Annotated in this window: 10 protein-coding genes; all 10 read left to right on the forward strand. The window is 55.8% G+C overall.

What is annotated here, in order from left to right:
- The first annotated feature begins 126 nt into the window (after positions 1 to 126).
- Genes PJU76_RS00585 through brxL form a run of 10 tightly spaced genes read left to right on the forward strand, consistent with a single transcriptional unit; the run spans position 127 to position 18162 of the window.
- Positions 127 to 744 carry a DUF1819 family protein gene (locus PJU76_RS00585; protein ID WP_271780034.1) on the forward strand — a complete coding sequence of 206 codons (618 nt, stop codon included), beginning with the start codon at positions 127 to 129 and terminating at the stop codon, positions 742 to 744.
- The gene (locus PJU76_RS00590; RefSeq protein ID WP_271780035.1) at positions 741 to 1397 is read left to right on the forward strand and encodes a DUF1788 domain-containing protein; all 657 of its coding nucleotides are present in this window, start codon (positions 741 to 743) and stop codon (positions 1395 to 1397) included. The genes PJU76_RS00585 and PJU76_RS00590 overlap by 4 nt, the downstream gene beginning before the upstream one ends.
- Before the next feature lie 12 nt (positions 1398 to 1409).
- The gene (gene brxC / locus PJU76_RS00595; RefSeq protein WP_271780036.1) at positions 1410 to 4949 is read left to right on the forward strand and encodes a BREX system P-loop protein BrxC; all 3540 of its coding nucleotides are present in this window, start codon (positions 1410 to 1412) and stop codon (positions 4947 to 4949) included.
- Between the two features lie 13 nt (positions 4950 to 4962).
- Positions 4963 to 6771: a BREX-1 system adenine-specific DNA-methyltransferase PglX gene (pglX, locus tag PJU76_RS00600; protein ID WP_271780037.1), complete on the forward strand. Its 1809-nt coding sequence runs from the start codon at positions 4963 to 4965 to the stop codon at positions 6769 to 6771.
- Complete coding sequence (locus tag PJU76_RS00605) at positions 6771 to 8204, forward strand: AlbA family DNA-binding domain-containing protein (protein ID WP_271780038.1); 1434 nt, start codon at positions 6771 to 6773, stop codon at positions 8202 to 8204. The genes pglX (PJU76_RS00600) and PJU76_RS00605 overlap by 1 nt, the downstream gene beginning before the upstream one ends.
- Positions 8205 to 8244: 40 nt before the next feature.
- Positions 8245 to 9690, forward strand: a complete 1446-nt coding sequence (locus PJU76_RS00610; protein WP_271780039.1) for an SIR2 family protein — start codon at positions 8245 to 8247, stop codon at positions 9688 to 9690.
- Positions 9687 to 11783 carry an ATP-binding protein gene (locus PJU76_RS00615; protein WP_271780040.1) on the forward strand — a complete coding sequence of 699 codons (2097 nt, stop codon included), beginning with the start codon at positions 9687 to 9689 and terminating at the stop codon, positions 11781 to 11783. Before PJU76_RS00610 ends, PJU76_RS00615 begins: the two co-directional genes overlap by 4 nt.
- Positions 11773 to 13506 (forward strand): BREX-1 system adenine-specific DNA-methyltransferase PglX, encoded by a 1734-nt coding sequence (gene pglX / locus PJU76_RS00620; RefSeq protein WP_271780041.1) that lies wholly within the window; start codon positions 11773 to 11775, stop codon positions 13504 to 13506. The genes PJU76_RS00615 and pglX (PJU76_RS00620) overlap by 11 nt, the downstream gene beginning before the upstream one ends.
- A 13-nt stretch (positions 13507 to 13519) precedes the next feature.
- A complete protein-coding gene (pglZ, locus tag PJU76_RS00625) occupies positions 13520 to 16027 on the forward strand; it encodes a BREX-1 system phosphatase PglZ type A (RefSeq protein WP_271780042.1) in 2508 nt (835 codons plus the stop codon).
- 23 nt (positions 16028 to 16050) lie between these two features.
- A complete protein-coding gene (brxL, locus tag PJU76_RS00630; protein WP_271780043.1) occupies positions 16051 to 18162 on the forward strand; it encodes a BREX system Lon protease-like protein BrxL in 2112 nt (703 codons plus the stop codon).
- Positions 18163 to 18172 lie beyond the last annotated feature (10 nt).

Genomic DNA, 18172 nt, shown 5'->3' on the forward strand with positions numbered 1-18172 from the left:
TGCTTTATACCACATGAGGATCGCCAAATTGGCGTAGGGAACCGCCTGCTGTCGTGTCAAACACAGGCCCAATCCGCTAGAATGGGCCACATGTTTGTGCCCATCCTACCTATGCGCAAGGGGCCTGTGACCACGTCTGACCGATACCGCCTCTCCTTTACCACCGGTGGCCTGTTTCTACAGGAAGCGCCGCTGATAGCCACGCGCTATCTGGCGCTACGCGACTGGGCGCAAACCCGTGAGCAAGTCAGGGCTGAGAACCTGCTGCAGGTGCGTACTGCAGCAACGGCCACCCGCGTCAGCCAGGAGATCATCGCCCGGTTGCAATTGCTCGATATCGAAGAACTAGAGTACCTCACCGAAGGTAGCGCACGTGAACAAGGATACCTGCTGTGGTCGGCAACCTGTCGTCGATATACCTTTATCCACGACTTCGCCCAGGAGGTGCTGCGCGAGCATTACCTGAGCCTGCGCGGTCGGCTCACCGCAAGCGACTACGACACCTTCTGCAATGCCAAGGCCTTATGGCATGCAGAACTTGACGAGATCGCCCCCTCCACCCAGAGCAAGCTGCGCCAAAATCTCTTTCGCATGCTGCGTGAGGCCGATCTGATATCCACGCAACTACAGATACAGCCCGCGCTTCTCACGCCGCCACTGGCCCGCCTGCTGGCGCGTCAGGGTCACGAGCCACTGCTGGTTTTCCCGGCGACCGATCACGATATGCAAAGGTGGCTCCAGTGAGTCAGAAGATCAGCCAGCAGCCCTTGGCAGCGCGTTTTAACCATCTGCTCAAGGTCATCAGCAGCCCGCGTTTTCTGGAAATGAAAGGGCTGAATAACGATCTTCCCTTCTATATCTGCGAATTCAACGCGCAAGAAGCTTTTGAGATGCAGCGCACGCAACGGCAACTGATCAGCCAGCTCCGTAACACGCACGTCGATTGCCTACAGGGGCGCGGCGTCAGGGTGCTGGACATCAACCTGTACGACCTCAGCATAGGCTTGCTCCAGGCCCGTGAAGGTGGCGCAGAAGGTATCTCGCTCTGGGATGACATCCTCCGACTGGAACCCGAGATTGGGAAAGACCGGCTGTTGGAGTTGCTGCAAAACGTGCTGGATATCAAGGAGCATCTGATTCCGGCCATTGCCCAACGCCTGACGCAGACGGACTACGACGTGCTGTTCCTCTCGGGTATTGGCGAGGTGTTTCCCTATATCCGCTCGCACAACGTGCTGAACAACCTGCAAAGTACGGCAAAAAGCAAACCCACGGTGATGTTTTTCCCTGGTGAATACCGCCACTCCCTGGAACAAGGCGCATCGCTGGAATTGTTCGGCCTGCTGCATGACGATAAATACTACCGGGCGTTCAATATTTTCGAAGTTCAGGTGTAAGGAAGCCGCAAGATGAAACTCAACGGAATTTTCAAAAGTCCGGTCAGTCGCCCCATTGAAGGCGTCATAAAAGCCGACGATGAATCCAGTCTCTATAACGAACTGAGCGAATACGTCCTCACCGATGAGGTAGCCAAGCGTTTGGAGCACTTTCTGGACGCCTACACCGACTACCACGGGGCCAACGGCGTCTGGGTGTCCGGCTTCTTCGGTTCCGGTAAGTCCCACCTGCTGAAAATGCTCGCGCTGATGCTGGAAAATCGTCAGATTGATGGCAGTAGCGCTCTCGACATTTTCCTGCCCAAGATCCGGGAAAATGACGAACTGCTGCGTGCAGAACTGAAAAAAGCCGTGGCGATACCCTCCAAGAGTATTCTCTTCAATATCGATCAGAAGGCCGACATCATCAGCAAGACGCAGACCGACGCCTTGCTCTCGGTCTTCGTCAAAGTCTTCAATGAAATGTGCGGCTATTACGGCAAACAGGGCTACATCGCCCAGTTCGAGCGGGATCTCGACAGCCGCAAACTGTTCCAGCCTTTTAAAGAAGCCTATCAGCACATCGCAAAAAAGCCCTGGGAGCGTGGGCGGGAACAAGCCGTGCTGGAATCCGGCAATATCGCCAGGGCCTACGCCGAAATCACCGGAGAAGACTCCACGCTGGCCAAGAACATTCTCGACCGGTATCACGCCCAGTACAGCGTTTCCATCGAAGACTTCAGCAAGCAGGTCAAGGACTGGCTGGATCAGCAACCTGCCCATTTCCGCCTGAATTTCTTTGTGGACGAAGCCGGACAGTACATCGCCGATAATACCAAGCTCATGACTAACCTGCAGACGGTGGCCGAGAGCCTCGCCACCAAATGTCAGGGACGGGCCTGGATCATCGTCACCGCCCAGGAAGACATGAGCTCGGTGATCGGCGACATGAGCAAGCAGCAGGGTAACGACTTCACCAAAATTCAGGCGCGCTTTGCCAACCGCCTCAAACTCACCAGCGCCGACGTCGCCGAGGTGATCCAGAAACGCCTGCTCACCAAAAATGACTGCGGTGCCGAACTGCTGAAAACGGTCTACGACCAGCAAGTCAACAACTTCAAGACGCTCTTTGACTTTGCCGACGGCGGCCAGCACTACCAGAACTTCCGTGACCTGGAGCATTTCACCTACTGCTATCCCTTCGTTCCCTACCAGTTTCCGCTGTTCCAGTCGGCCATTCGTGGCCTTTCTTTGCATAACGGTTTTGAGGGCAAGGCCAATTCCGTGGGTGAGCGTTCCATGCTGGGCGTATTCCGCGAAGTGGCCATAGCCATCGACAATGAGCCAGTTGGCCAGCTCGCTACCTTCGACCGCATGTTTGAGGGCATCCGGGGTGCCCTCAAGAGCGCCATCCAGAGTGCCATCAACAATGCCGAACGCCACCTCGGCGACCCCTATGCCGTGCGCGTGCTCAAGGCCCTCTTTCTCGTCAAATATATCAAGGAATTCAAGGCTACGCCCCGCAACCTCAGCATCCTGATGCTGGAGCACTTTGGCGATGACGCCGCCACCCAACGCCAAAAACTGGAGACCGCACTCCATTTGCTGGAGCAACAGACCTACATTCAGCGCAACGGCGACCTCTACGAGTATCTGACCGACGAAGAAAAGGACATCGAAGAAGAAATCAAAAACACCGATGTCGAGTCTACCGCCGTCATGGAGGAGCTGGAAAAACTGATTTTCGACGGCGTTATCAAGCAGCGCAAGATTCGCTATGACAATGGTCAGGATTATCCCTACACCCGCAAAATGGATGACCGCGCCTTCAGCCGTGAATCCGAACTCGCCATTCATCTCATTACGCCACTCAGCGACAACTTCGACAATCTCATGTTACAGCGCATGCAGAGCATGGGCCGCGACGAACTGCGGGTCGTACTCCCCGCCGATGCGCGCTTCATGCAGGACCTCACCATGTACAAGCGCACCGAGAAATACATCCGCCAAAACAGCAACACTCAGCAGGAAGCGGTCAAGCGGATTCTCGACGCCAAAGGCTTTCAGAACACCGAGCGCATGGGCGAACTGCAAGAACGCGCCAAACAGTTGCTGGGGCAGGCCCAATTGATCATCAACGCCGGGGACGTCGATCTGGACAAGGGCGATGGCCAGACCCGCATCGTTAAGGGTTTCTTCCAGCTCATCGAGCACACTTACCCCAACCTGCGCATGTTGCGCGATATCAGCTATAGCGAAAGCGACATCGGCGAATACCTGCGTAAGGCTCAGGACAGCCTGCTGGGCAACGAAGCCACCAGCCTGACCGAGCCAGAGCAGGAGCTGCTGGCCTTTATCCAGAACAACAGCCGCAGTGGCGTGCGCACCACCGTCAAAAGCCTGCTGGAACGCTTCGAGCACAAAAACTACGGTTGGTATTACGCCGCCATTCTCTGCAATCTCGCACTCCTTTATGCACGCGGCAAAGTGGAAGTGCGTCAGGACAGTAATACACTGGAAGGCGACGCTCTGGAGCGCAGTCTGCGCAACACCAGCGCCCACGCCACCCTGGTACTGGAGCCGCAGATCGAGTTCAGCGCCTCCCAGGTACGGACCCTCAAGGACTTCTTCGCCGACTTCTTTGACCGCCCGGCGGGCAGCAACGAAGCCCGCGCATTGGCCCAGGAAACCATCAGTGCCCTCAAAGATCTGGAAATGGAGCTTGCTGACCTGCACAGGCAGAAGACGCAGTATCCCTTCCTGAGTGTCCTCGACGGCGTGCTTGCCACGCTCAGGGAAATTTCCGGCAAGCAGATCCCTTGGTTCCTGACCGACCTCTCCCGCGCCGACGACACCTTACTCGACACCAAAGAACAGATCATCGACGCCCTCCGTCGCTTCATGAACAGTCCCCAGAAGGCGATCTACGATCAGGCCCGCCAGTTGCTGGAAGAGGAAGAAGACAACTTCGCCTATGTAGCCGCCGCCGAAGTGGATGCGCTCAGGGTCCTTCTTGCCGACAGCAAACCGTGGCAGGGCAGCCGCCTGCAACAAACCAAGCCGCAACTGGAGGCCCTGCAACACGCCATCGCCACCCAGTTGGCCCAGGAAAAAAATACCGCCAACCATAATCTGGATGAGCTACAGCAACGGCTGCAAAATTACGCGGGATACAGCCACCTTGACGACGCACAAAAAGCCCCGTTTTCCAAGGCCTTTATAGAGGCGCGCCAAAGCCTGCAGGGGCAGAAACGCATCGCCATGATCCGCGACTATCTGCGCCGCTTTGAAGACGATCAGTACCCGCAATTGTTGCTGAAGCTGGAGCAGTTGGCACACCCGGTAACCCCGATACCCACCTATGAGTCCACCCAGCCAGCTACCGGCAACGCGCCAGAACCCGCGGCATCACCTTCCTGGGTCGCCGAGCCGCGCATCGTTCCAGCCCGCAGTATCCGCGTCAGTTATCCCAGGCCCTGGCTGGCCAACGAGGCAGAACTGGACGATTATCTGCAAAAGCAGCGTGCAGCCTGGCTGAAGGAAATTCAGGCCGGCAACCGCGTGCAAATCTGAGAGAACCCACGTCATGGAAACCGCCAAGCTCAAGAAATTCGCTCAACAAGCCCGACGCCTGCTGCTGGAGCAGGTGGGTGCCCGTCTGGGCCTGGTGCTGGAGGCGGGCAGCGCCGCGCGTCGGGAAACTCCCGACGCCGTGACCGAGCTGGAAAAGCAGATTCAGCGAAGCAGCCGCGCGCAAGTCATCGACAAGGTGGCCTACGTCTGGTTCAACCGTTTCTGCGCCCTGCGCTTTATGGATGTGAATGGCTACACCCGCAGCCGGGTGGTATCGCCCGCCCAGGAAGATCAGATTCAGCCGGAAATCCTCGCCGAGGCCAAAATGGGCCATCTCGACGCAGAGCGCATCCCGGAGAAGACGCGTCAGCAGATTGCCGCCCTGCTCCATCACGGCGCCCCCAGCCGGGACCCGGATCAGGAAGCTTACCGCCTTTTGCTGGTCGCCGAATGCAACAGTTTTCACCGGGCCATGCCTTATCTTTTCGAGCGCATTGCCGATTACACCGAACTGCTGATGCCCGACGACCTGCTCTCGGCCAACGCCATCCTGGCCGCCACCCGCAACGCCATGACGACGGACGACTGCCAGGATGTGGAGGTGATCGGCTGGCTCTATCAGTTCTACATCTCAGAGAAAAAAGATCAGGTCTTTGAAGGCCTGAAGAAAAACCAGAAGATCACTCCCGAGAACATTCCCGCCGCCACACAGTTATTCACCCCGCACTGGATCGTGCGCTATCTGGTGGACAATTCTCTGGGGCGCCTGTGGATGCTCAACCATCCCGACTCACCGCTCATCGGGCAAATGGCGTACTACATCAAGCCAGAAGCGCGTGAAACCGACTTTCTGAAGGTTAATAAACCCGAGGACATCAAGGTCTGCGACCCCGCCTGCGGCTCCGGCCACATGCTCACCTACGCCTTTGACCTGCTCTATGGGATCTACGAAGAAGTCGGCACCGATCCCAGCGAGATTCCCGAGAAGATTCTCACCCACAACCTCTACGGTATCGAGATTGACGAACGCGCTGGCGAACTGGCTGCTTTTGCCCTCACCATGAAGGCGCGCGCCAGGCAGCGCCGCTTCTTCAACAAGGCCATCAAACCCCATATCTGCGTGCTGGAGAAAATCACGTTCAGCGATGAAGAACTGGACGAATACCGTGCTGCAATAGGACGCGAACGGTTTACCCCGGATCTGCGCAGCACCTTGAGGCAGTTTGCAGAGGCCGATAACTTTGGTTCGCTGATCCAACCCAAGCTGGCTAACGCCGGGACGGTGCTGGCGCTGCTGGAAGCGCAAGACTTCAGTGGCGAGCTGTTCCTCAACGAGACCCATAACAAGGTGCTGAAGGCGCTGCATCAAGCCGCCACCCTTAGCCCCAAATATCATGTGGTGATTGCCAACCCGCCGTACATGGGGGGCAAGGGCATGAACGCGCGGTTGGGGGCGTGGCTGAAGGATAACTACCCAGATGTAAAATCCGATCTTTTCTCAGCTTTTATTGTGCGCAACACTGAACTTGTTCTTCCCTATGGCCAACTTGGGTTTATGACTCCATTCGTTTGGATGTTTATTTCATCCTACGAAAAATTGCGCAGCTTCCTGATCAACCAGAAAACCATCACCTCGCTTGTGCAACTTGAATATTCTGGTTTTGACGGTGCTACTGTTCCTATTTGTACGTTCACGCTGGAAAATGCTTACAAACCAAATTTCAAGGGCGGATATGTGCGGTTATCAGACTTTAGGGGGGCTGATATCCAAGGGCCAAAAGCACTCGAAATCATTCAAGCCGCCAGAAAGATAGGGAAATAATGAATCCCTTCACCCCACAACTTCTCCAGCAACCAGAAGGCAAAACCCTTGAGTTCAAACGGGACCTCTCCTCCCCCAAACCCCTGCTCAAAACCTTAGTCGCCTTCGCCAACTCCGCGGGTGGTTTTCTCGTGCTGGGCGTTACCGATGACCGGCAGATCGTGGGCATCGAGCAGCCGCTGGATGAGGAAGAACGCCTCTGTAACCTGATTGCGGACGCCATCGCTCCCCGTCTGGTGCCCAATATCGAACTGCTGACCATTGAGGGGAAAACGTTGTTGGTGGTCGAAGTGTACCCCAGTGGCCAGCGGCCACACTGGCTCAAAGCAGAAGGGCCGGATAACGGCGTATTCGTCCGCCTCGGTTCCACCAACCGTCAGGCGGATTGGGAGCTGGTTGCCGAACTGCGCCGCAGCGTCGAAGGTACCGGCTTTGATGAAATGCCCATGCCTGATCTCTCTGTGGACGATTTGGATATCGCAGCAGCGCAGCAACTCTTTGGCGCATCGCGCACGTTGGATGAAAAAACCCTGCTGACCCTCAAACTCCTCAGCTCGCATCAGGGCAAGCTCGTGCCCACCAAAGGCGCGGTGCTGTTATTTGGCAAAGAACGGCTCCGGCATTTTCCAGATGCCTGGATTCAATGCGGGCGTTTTTTCGGCACTGAAAAGCTCGACATTTTCGACCATATAGAACTGGACCAGCCCCTGCCCAAGGCCGTGGACGAGGTAATGCTCTTCCTGAAAAAACACGCCATGCGTGGCGCTGACCTCTCAGAGGTTCGGCGCAAAGATGTCTGGAGCATCCCCCTTTCCATTCTGCGCGAGGTGGTCATCAATGCCCTCGTCCACGCCGATTACTCCCAACGCGGAGCCCCTGTGCGCGTAGTATTTCTGGATGACCGCATAGAAATCGAAAACCCCGGCCTGCTGTTACCCGGCATGACCATCGAAGACATGAAACAGGGCGCATCCAAAATCCGCAACACCGTGATTGCCCGCGTATTTCGTGAGCTGCACCTCATCGAACAATGGGGCACCGGCGTGCGCCGTATCTTTACCGAAGCTCAGGAGTTGGGCCTGCCAGAACCGCAGATTAAGGAGATTGGCATGCGGGTGCGGTTTATCGTGCCGTTACTGGAGCCCATCAGCCTGCGCAAAGAAACACAGCCCACCGGTGAGCAAGTCAGTGAGCAAGTCAGTGAGCAAGTCCTATCCATGTTGCAGGCCTGCCGGGTACGGGAGCGCAGTAAACAGGAGCTTTTAGAGGTCGCGGGCCTTGCTAATGTATACCTGAACTATAAACGGCATATCGCCCCGCTCCTGGAGCAGAGCCTGCTGGCCATGACCATCCCCGACAAACCCCAAAGCCGACTGCAGAAATACCGCCTGACCGATCAAGGCCGAGATTTATTAAACCAGGCCAACCAATAAGTGCGCCGTCATTGTCATCAGACCAAAACAGGAGACGCAGATGACCGCAAATGAACAGCAACCCAAGCTAACCCGGCCTGCTGAGCAGGAAAGCGACAAACGTCCTCCACAAAAGATCAATATCCTGAAGGTCCGGGACGACTATCGTCCCGTCTACTTCGAGCCCGTCGACGAAGGCGCCAAATTCAAACTCTGTAAAGACGTGAAAGCGTCATGGGTGACTACAACAGATCGGGAATTCGGCTTAAAGGAACTTCGCAGCCGCGTCGAGCCATGGCTTACCTCTTTGTTCCAGTCAGAGCACCTCTCGTTTTTGGCGGGATCGGGACTGACACATGCAGTACATCAAATCGCGACGGGGGGCCCCGCCGCAGGTATGTCGGGAGATGTTTCCGAAGGCCGATTCAGGAGCAGGATTCTTGCTGCGGCTACGGCCTCAGCGAAAGAAGCGGGGCGAGATGAAAGCAATATCGAAGATCAGATTCGTGTTGCTAATGAACTGTTGCGGGGATTGGAGATCTTTGGTGCCGACAAGCATGCGAAAGCACTTAGAGAGGATCTGTTGAAGTCACTTTTGGATTTCTCTCAGTCCATCCTCGAAAGCGAAGCCGGTATCGCCAAGGCAGATAAAACAAAGCGCGAACAAGCGTTCAACACCCTTGTCACCTTCCTGATGAGTTTCGCCAGTCGAACCGGGGTACGTGATCGGCTGAATATTTTCACCACCAACTATGACAGGCTAATCGAGGCTGGGGCTGAACTGGCGGGACTTCACCTACTGGATCGTTTTCTCGGCAACCTGATGCCAATCTTCCGCTCATCCAGGCTGGATCTGGACATGCACTATAACCCGCCGGGAATTCGCGGCGAACCCCGCTATCTCGAAGGGGTGGCACGCTTTACCAAACTTCATGGTTCTGTGGATTGGGTACAATCTGACGAAGACATCCGCCGAATCGGATTGCCCTTTGGTGCAGACACGGTAGAGCCTTACTTGGAGGCTCCAGCATTGCGCGGTATTAATGCCCATGCCCTAATGATCTACCCCAACGCCGCCAAAGACAGAGAAACGGCGGAATATCCCTACGTCGAACTGTTCCGTGACCTAGCCGCCGCCGTCTGTCGCCCCAACAGTACACTGATCACCTACGGCTACAGTTTTGGCGACGAACACATCAACCGGGTGATCCGCGACATGCTCACCATCCCCTCCACCCATCTGGTGGTGATCTCCCGCAGCGATCAACTGGGTCGCATCATGAAAACCTACGAGGAGCTTGGACGCCCTTCGCAGATCAGCCTGATGATCGGGCCAGCACTGGCGGATTTACAAACACTAACCGAAACCTTCCTGCCCAAGGCGGCCATCGATAAAACCACCTTCCGCATGAGCGAACTGCTCAAGCAGCGGTACGGCACTGAGCAACCACCAACAGCGCAGTCGCCCGCAACAGGTGACACGCATATCGCGGAGGGTTCATCGTGAGCCTTTCACCATTAGCCTATGCCGACTCTTTGCGCATCGGCAGCATAGACTTTGTTTCACCGGATGAAATCCGGGTACTGCTGGATATCGAAGTCCCCGATTCAGTCGCCCTCAATACTGGCACGCCGCGTCCATTCCCACGCATCAATGGCTATATTCTGGTACCCACGGAGGAAGGCCACCTCGTAGCCCAAGTAGAGTGGATCACTATCGAACGCTCCCAATACCCCAAGCGTAAAGGCATGCAGGATTTCGGCCTGGTAGACTTACCCTATCCGCTGCGCAAGATGAGCCTGAACCCGCTGGGCGTGCTGGCGTATGAAGGTAGGAATGAGGAAAGCGGGGATACCTACTGTTTCCGGCGCGGTGTTGAGAGCTACCCCACCGTCGGTGATGCGGTGATGCTGCCCACGCAAAACCAGCTGCGTGCCATCGTCGAGTCAGGCGAGAACCGCCGCGTGCTGATCGGCAACAGCCCACTGGCTGCCAACGCCAAGGTGATGGTCGATCCGGACCGGCTATTCGGACGCCATCTGGCCGTGCTGGGCAACACCGGCAGCGGCAAATCCTGCTCAGTCGCGGGGCTGATCCGCTGGTCCATGGACGAGGCCCGCAGAGCCCGCGCCGGGGCAGACCCCAATGCCCGATTCATCGTGCTTGACCCCAACGGTGAGTACGCCAACACCTTCCGCGACATGAGCAAGGTGCGCGTGTATGCCGTCGAACCCAGCAAAGGCGTGGAACAACTGGAAGTACCCCTGTGGTTCTGGAACAGCGCGGAGTGGAGTGCGTTCACCCAGGCAAGCGAGCGTGCGCAACGCCCGCTGCTGCGCAGGGCACTCCGGGAAATGCGCAGCAGCTCCGATGTCGCCGAAGATACCGTGTTTGTCCTGCGGCGGAAGATTAGCTCCATCCTTATTACCCTGAAGGCGCAAGTCCGTAACGGTGAAACTTACGAAGGCTGGAAGTTTGGGCCCAAGCTTCCAGCATTTATTGAGGATCTTGAAGCGTTTGCACGAGGGTTTACTGACCATAGTGAGGGGTTGGAATTTCTTGCCTCTCAAGTGCGGTCTCTACTAAACCGCCCGCAACAAACATTCCGCAAACAGAATGGCCAGAATGGATACAATGATTTTCCCGCGACTGCGGTAGAGATTGTCACTGCCCATTTTCAGAGATTCCTTTCCTCCATTGGAGGTGCAGTTTATCAAGAGGGGCCTAACGAGGATGCGCCTTTAAAATTTGACGGCGCCCAGTTCGCTGATCATCTGGAGGCATTGGCAAGCCAAGAAACAAACGCACAATTTTTCGATTTCCTGATCATGCGTATCCGAACCATGCTGTCGGATGCTAGGGTCAAGCGAATCGTTACTGGCACTGCAGAGTCATCTTTAGCTGACTGGCTTGAGAATCATATTGGGGACAACAAAGCCTCTAACGGCTCCGTCACCGTCATCGACCTCTCACTGGTGCCTACTGAAGTGGTGCACATCATTACGGCAGTGGTTGCCCGCATGACGCTGGAGGCCCTGCAGCGTTACCGCAAGCTGCACCACGGCAAGACCTTGCCCACCGTGCTGGTCATGGAAGAGGCGCACACCTTCATCAAGCGCTACAAGGACGACGCGGAAAACCAAAACTCCGCCGCCATTTGCTGCCAGGTCTTTGAGAAAATCGCTCGTGAGGGCCGCAAGTTTGGCTTGGGGCTGGTGCTGTCCTCACAGCGCCCCAGCGAGTTGTCACCCACAGTGCTCTCCCAGTGCAACAGCTTCCTGCTGCATCGCATCAGCAATGACCGTGACCAGGAGTTGGTGCATAAGCTAGTGCCAGACAACCTGCGCGGTCTGCTGCGCGACCTGCCATCACTGCCATCCCGTCACGCCATTCTGTTGGGTTGGGCTTCCGAGTTGCCCGTGCTGGTGCAAATGAACGCTTTGCCCGATGGCCAGCGACCGAAATCGGACGATCCGGATTTTTGGGCGGTTTGGTCAGGCACCGAGCGTGAAGTGGATTGGAAGGCGATTGCTGATGATTGGCAGCAAGTGTCCGCGCCAGGCATCTCTAACAAGTCAGAGAGTAGCAATGATGAGTGATGAGGCCAAACAAGCGTCCCTTGCTGACACAGGCATGGAGAAATATTTCTTCAGAGCTTCGGCGGCGGACTTCAAGAAGATTCCTGGCGGCCCGATTGTGTATTGGGTAAGTAGAATTTTCCTCTCTTTATATGACGAACCTCTCATTCAAACTCAATTCGATGCCAAAGAAGGGATTGGAACGCGCAATGATGAAGTTTTTATGCGAATGGCTTGGGAGGTGTCAAGATCACATGTTTCGCCTGATAGAAGATGGATTCTCACAGATAAAGCTGGTGATTTCAGAAAATGGTTCATGGGTATGACATATGTTATGGACTGGGAAGATGATGGTTATCGGATAAAACACTATCGAAACGATGATGGCTCCCAACGATCTAGACCACAGAACACTCAATACCTTTTTGAGGAAGGGATCACTTGGGGAAAGATTGGATCAGGTTTACCAAGTTTTAGATGGAGACCTTCCGGTTTTGGTTTCAATGATGCCGCGCCAACACTTTTTGGCGATGGGGTTCTTGGGCTTATTGGTCAGCTCAATTCAACTGTAACTACAAAGGCACTAACCATAAGAGGCGGCACGTTAAATATCACCACTGGAGTGGTTGGGGAATTGCCTCTCTTTAAGCTTGAACAGAGATCAGAAAATTGTAAAGACGAAATTGTAAGGAGAGCAATAGATTTATCCAGTAAGGATTGGGACTTCTACGAAACGTCTTGGGATTTCGCCGGACAGCCTCTGCTGCAAGACAAGTATCGTCAGGTAGATCTGAAGGCCACCTATCAGAAGCTTCGCGCTCACTGGCAGGAGATGACGCTGGAAATGCGGCACCTTGAAGAAGAAAACAACTGCATTTTCATCGAAGCCTACGGCCAACAGGATGAACTGACCCCCGACGTTCCGCTGAAGGAAATCACCCTCACCTGCAACCCCCACTACCGCTACGGCGGCGACAAAACTGAAGAAGAACTGGAAGCGCTGCTACTGGCCGACACCATGCGCGAGTTCCTGTCCTACGCCACAGGTTGCATGTTCGGCCGCTACAGTCTGGACAAACCGGGCCTGATACTGGCCAATCAGGGCGACACGCTGACTGAGTATCTGCAACAAGTGCCCGAGCCCAGCTTTATGCCCAACCAGGACAACGTGATCCCCATACTCGATGGCGATTGGTTCACCGACGACATCACCGAGCGCTTCCGGCAGTTCCTGCGTGTGACGTTTGGCGAAGCCCACTACGAGGAAAACCTGGTCTTTATTGAGGCCGCCTTGGGCAAGGATATCCGCAAATATTTCCTCAAGGACTTCTACAACGACCACGTCAGGCGCTACAAAAAGCGTCCGATCTACTGGCTCTTCTCCAGCCCCAAAGGCACGTTCAACGCCCTGATCTACCTGCACCGCTACCGCCCGGATACTGTCAGCGTGGTACTGCAATATCTGCGCGACTTCCGCAAAAAACTCGCCGCCCGTCTCGACTACCTGCAACAGGTCGGCATCAGCCCTTCCGCCAACCAGAGCGAAAAGACCCGCGCACAAAAGGAAATCGACGCCATCAAAAAACAACTATTGGAACTCGACGACTACGAACGCGACACCCTCTACCCGCTGGCCACCGCACAGATAGCGCTGGACCTGGACGACGGCGTCAAGGTCAACTATCTCAAACTCGGCCCCGCGCTTAAGAAAATTGTCGGCCTGGACGCCAAGGGCGAAGATTGAGAGCACAACACTGATGACTAACCCCAAAATCACTCAGGCGCTGAGTAGCCTGTTTACCAAGCAGCGTATCGTCTTCTGGTACGACACGCGCCAGGAGTTTCGCGCCGATTTCGAGACGCTGGAACTGCCGGGCGTTGAAAAAATCGAGCTCATCAACAACGCATTCGGCGTGAAGTACCGCCTTCTGCGCCAGCAGCCGGATCAGCGGTTTCTGCTGTACCGCGAAGGCGCCGAGCCACCGCACCTGCAGAACTGGCTGCTGGACGTGCAACTCGCCAGCGGCCATGGTTTCCGCACCGACCAGGTTGCCCTGTGGCTTGCCGAACTGGAACTCGGTCCGGACTTTTACCCGCTGCTGGAAGCGCATAGCGCGTTTTTTGAGTCGGGCAAGCGCCGTGAAGCGCTGCGCAAAATGCTGGAATCGGGTGACTCACACAATCTGCTGCGCCGCAAAATGCTGGCCGTGGCTGCGGGCAGCGAGCCGCGTCTGGACGCCATACTGGAAACCCTGTTAGGTGATCTTGCCAGAGGTGATGAGGCCCGGATCAAGCTGATCGAGCGCAGCACCCTGACGGCCTACCTCTGGGAGCAAATGAAACGCGCTTACGGCTATACGTCCGAGCAGCCGGGGCTGCATGATTTTGTCATCGATTTGTTCAAGACCTGCTTTCAGTCCGGTATCGACCCGACCTGCAAAGCCAGCCTGTCTGCCGAGGCATTGGTCTTTCTGAAGCGCTGGAAAGACAGCCGCTCCCATGCTCAGGGCTTTGAAGTGCTCTCCAAACAGTGCGCCGCCGTTTTGCAGATCGAAGACAAGCTGCAGACACTGGACTATCGCCGCCTGATGACGCTGGATTACTTTGAGCTGATCGACCGCAAAATTCTCAGCGAGCTGGTGCGGGCGGTGCTGGCCCGTACTACGACAGCGCAAGAGTTGCAGCAGTGGGTGCGCCAGCGCCGCCAGAGCCACTGGTTTGATCGCTTTAAGGATATTTATCTCGCTGTCGAGCATGCGGCACAATTCATTCAACTGCTGGACATGACCCAGCTGGAAATGGATTCGCTGGCAGATGGGGTGCGGAAATATGCAAAAAACTGGTACCAACTGGATCAGCGCTACCGCAAATTCGTGTTTCACCTGCGCGAGTCCGGCCAAGCCTCCTTGTTGGGCGAGCTGAGTACCCTGATAGACAATCTCTACAGCAACAACTTCCTGACGCGCCTCAATGATCGCTGGCAGCAACACGTGGATGCAGTCCAGCATTGGGAGGCTGCCTCGATTCTGCTGCAACGGCATTTTTTTACCCGTTGTGTGCAGCCTTTTCTGGAGCGTAGGGGCAAGGTCTGCGTGATTATTTCCGACGCCTTTCGCTACGAAATCGGCGAGGAGTTGCAAAGCCTGATCCGGCAGGAGGATCGCTTCGAGGCGGAACTGGAACCGGCTCTATCCATGATACCCAGCTACACCCAGTTGGGCATGGCGGCTTTATTGCCCAACGCGGACCTGCAGTTGGCCGACAACGAGAGTGGCGACGCCATGGTCAATGGTCAAAGCGCCAGAGGCTCAGCCAACCGGGGCAAGATTCTCGCCAATGCAGTGCCCGCATCTGCCGTGGTGCTGGCCAAAGACCTGATGAACATGGATAGGGACACCTCCCGCGCCCTGCTGCGCGATCATGAGGTGGTCTATATCTATCACAACCTGATCGACAAAACCGGCGACACCCGCGACACCGAAGAACGCGTCTTCGCGGCGGTCGAAGAAACACTGGACGAACTGCTTCGGCTGGTCAAAAAACTGACCAACGCCAATGCCAGCAATCTGTTGGTCACCAGCGATCATGGCTTTCTCTATCAAAACCATCCGCTGGAGGAAAGCGGCTTCCTCAGCAGCGAGCCGGAAGGTGAACGGGTGCTCTACCGCGACCGGCGCTTTGTGTTGGGTCATGGCTTGCGGGATAATGCCAGTTTCAAAACCTTCACATCCGCGCAATTAGGCCTGGCCGGGGCAATGGAGGCGCAATTCCCCAAATCCATCCACCGGCTGCGCTTGCAGGGTTCCGGCAGCCGCTTTGTGCATGGGGGTGCCACTCTGCAGGAGGTGGTGATTCCCGTCATCCGCATCAATAAAAAGCGGCAGAGCGATGTGGGACGGGTCGAAGTGGAGATTATCGGTGCGGGTTCAAAAACCATCACTACCGGCCAACTCGCCGTGGTACTGTACCAGACCGACGCCGTCACCGAAAAATTGCAACCGCGCCGCTTGCGCGCCGGACTGTTTACGCTCCAGGGCGAGCTGATCTCCGAGCAGCACGAGTTGTTATTCGATTTTAGCGCGATACATCCGCGCGAACGCGAACTGCCCGTGCGATTCATCCTCAGTCGTAAGGCCGACAGCGCCAACAATCAGGAGGTAGAATTGCGGCTGGAAGAGCGGGTGGAGGGCACCAGCCATTTCACTACCTACAAGGCGGCACGGCACACCATTCGTCTTTCGCTCTCCAGCGAGTTCGACTTTTGAGCAATGATTCAAGGAGCTTGGCCATGAGCGCCCTCGACGACAAAATCAACCAGCACTTCGCGGGTTTGGTGGTGCGCAAAGATCTGGTGAAGACCGTGAAAGGCAATGCCACGGTGCCCTCCTATGTGCTGGAATACCTGCTCGGCCAGTATTGCGCCACCAATGACGAGGCCACTATCCAGACCGGTATCGAGACCGTGAAGGAAATCCTCCGCAAGCACTATGTGCATCGCAACGAGGCGGGATTGGTGCGTTCCACCATCAAGGAGAAAGGCCGACACAAGGTGATTGACCGTATCAGCGTGTCGCTCAATGACAAGGACGATGTTTACGAAGCGGAATTCGCTAATCTGGGCATCAAAAAAGTGCTCATCAACGCCGGTACCGTCAAGGCACATCAGAAGCTGTTGGTGAGTAGCGTCTGGTGTATTGCTGACCTGGAGTATGAGCACACCGAGGAAAAATCGGGCTCGCCCTGGGTGTTAGCCTCCCTAAAGCCCATTCAGATCTCCCGTTTCGACTTGGATGGCTACCTGGCAGCGCGCAAGCAGTTTAGTACGGACGAATGGATCGACCTGCTGATCCAAAGCCTCGGCTTCAACCCGCAAATGTTCGGAAAGCGCAATAAACTGCTGCAACTCATCCGCCTGATTCCCTTCTGCGAGCGCAATTACAACCTGATCGAACTGGGGCCGAAAGGGACGGGTAAATCGCATGTCTATTCGGAGTTTTCGCCGCACGGCATCCTGATTTCCGGTGGTGAGGTGACCGTGCCCAAGCTCTTCGTCCATAACGGCACCGGCAAACTCGGCCTAGTGGGTTACTGGGATGTCGTAGCCTTTGATGAGTTCGCCGGCAAACAGAAGCGAGTAGACAAGGCGCTGGTGGACATCATGAAGAACTACATGGCCAACAAGTCCTTCTCGCGCGGCGTAGAAACGCTGGGCGCAGAGGCCAGCATGGTCTTCGTGGGCAACACCGACCATACCGTACCGTACATGCTGAAATATTCCGACCTCTTCGACCCACTACCGGAAAAGTTTCATGACTCCGCATTTCTGGACCGCATGCACTGTTATATCCCCGGTTGGGAAGTGGATGTGATCCGGGGCGAAATGTATTCCGACGGCTACGGCTTTGTAGTCGATTATCTGGGAGAAATTCTGCGTGCCCTGCGCGGCGATGATTTTTCCGACCGCTATAAGAAGCGGTTCAGCCTATCCAACGAGATCTCCAGCCGCGATCGCGATGGCATCAACAAGACCTTCTCCGGCCTGATGAAGATTATTTATCCCAACGACGACGCCAGTGATGCGGAGATTGAGGAAGTATTACGCTACGCGATGGAAGGCCGCAAGCGGGTCAAAGATCAGTTGCTGCGTATGGACCACACCTATCCGGAGGTCCGCTTCGCCTACCAGAGCAGCGATGGCCAGGAAGTATTGGTACGCACACTGGAAGAAGAGGAGTACCCCAGTCAGTACCATCGTCAGTTAGCGGCGGATATTCCCTTGCAGGAGTTGCCCTTTGACGTAATAGGCGTTGCGCCTGCTGCACATCCCGCCCCAGCCATGGAGATGCCTGCATCATCCATGAGCGCAGCAGTGGTCGGCGGTGATTCGGTTTTGAAAGAGCAGCACCTCGTCTTCCACGAAAACCAGCGGGGAGTGAGCTTCGACACGCTCTTTGGTCCCTATCTGGCGACCAGTAAGCGCATTGTCGTCACCGATCCCTATCTCCGGGCCTTCCATCAGTTACGCAATCTGATGGAACTCATGGAGACCATCAGCAAACAGAAAAGCCCTGATGACGAGGTGGCTGTTCAGGTGGTAACGGTTGAAGACGAGTTTAACGGCGATCGTCAGACAGAAAGCCTGCAAAAAATAGCCGACGCGTGCGCCGAGGTGGGCATTCAGTTCACCTGGGTCTACGACACCACGAACACCCTGCACGACCGTGACATCAGCACCGACCTCGGCTGGAAAATCGTCCTCAGTCGTGGACTGGACGTGTTTCAGCGCTTCGATCTCAATGATGCCTTCAGCTTCGCTAATCGGCTGCAACAGCATCGACCCTGTAAGGCGTTTAATGTGACCTATGTGCATGATATCAGGCAGGAACACAGCATCGGTTAGTGATTTGTGA

It is taken from the genome of Acidithiobacillus ferriphilus, from assembly GCF_028215975.1.
GTDB classification, from domain to species: domain Bacteria; phylum Pseudomonadota; class Gammaproteobacteria; order Acidithiobacillales; family Acidithiobacillaceae; genus Acidithiobacillus; species Acidithiobacillus ferriphilus.

Coding starts and splice junctions, on each gene's coding strand:
- PJU76_RS00605 (WP_271780038.1), top strand. CDS start 6,771: ATGAATCCCTTCACCCCACAACTTCTCCAGCAACCAGAAGGCAAAACC.
- pglX (WP_271780037.1), top strand. CDS start 4,963: ATGGAAACCGCCAAGCTCAAGAAATTCGCTCAACAAGCCCGACGCCTG.
- brxC (WP_271780036.1), top strand. CDS start 1,410: ATGAAACTCAACGGAATTTTCAAAAGTCCGGTCAGTCGCCCCATTGAA.
- brxL (WP_271780043.1), top strand. CDS start 16,051: ATGAGCGCCCTCGACGACAAAATCAACCAGCACTTCGCGGGTTTGGTG.
- pglX (WP_271780041.1), top strand. CDS start 11,773: ATGATGAGTGATGAGGCCAAACAAGCGTCCCTTGCTGACACAGGCATG.
- pglZ (WP_271780042.1), top strand. CDS start 13,520: ATGACTAACCCCAAAATCACTCAGGCGCTGAGTAGCCTGTTTACCAAG.
- PJU76_RS00610 (WP_271780039.1), top strand. CDS start 8,245: ATGACCGCAAATGAACAGCAACCCAAGCTAACCCGGCCTGCTGAGCAG.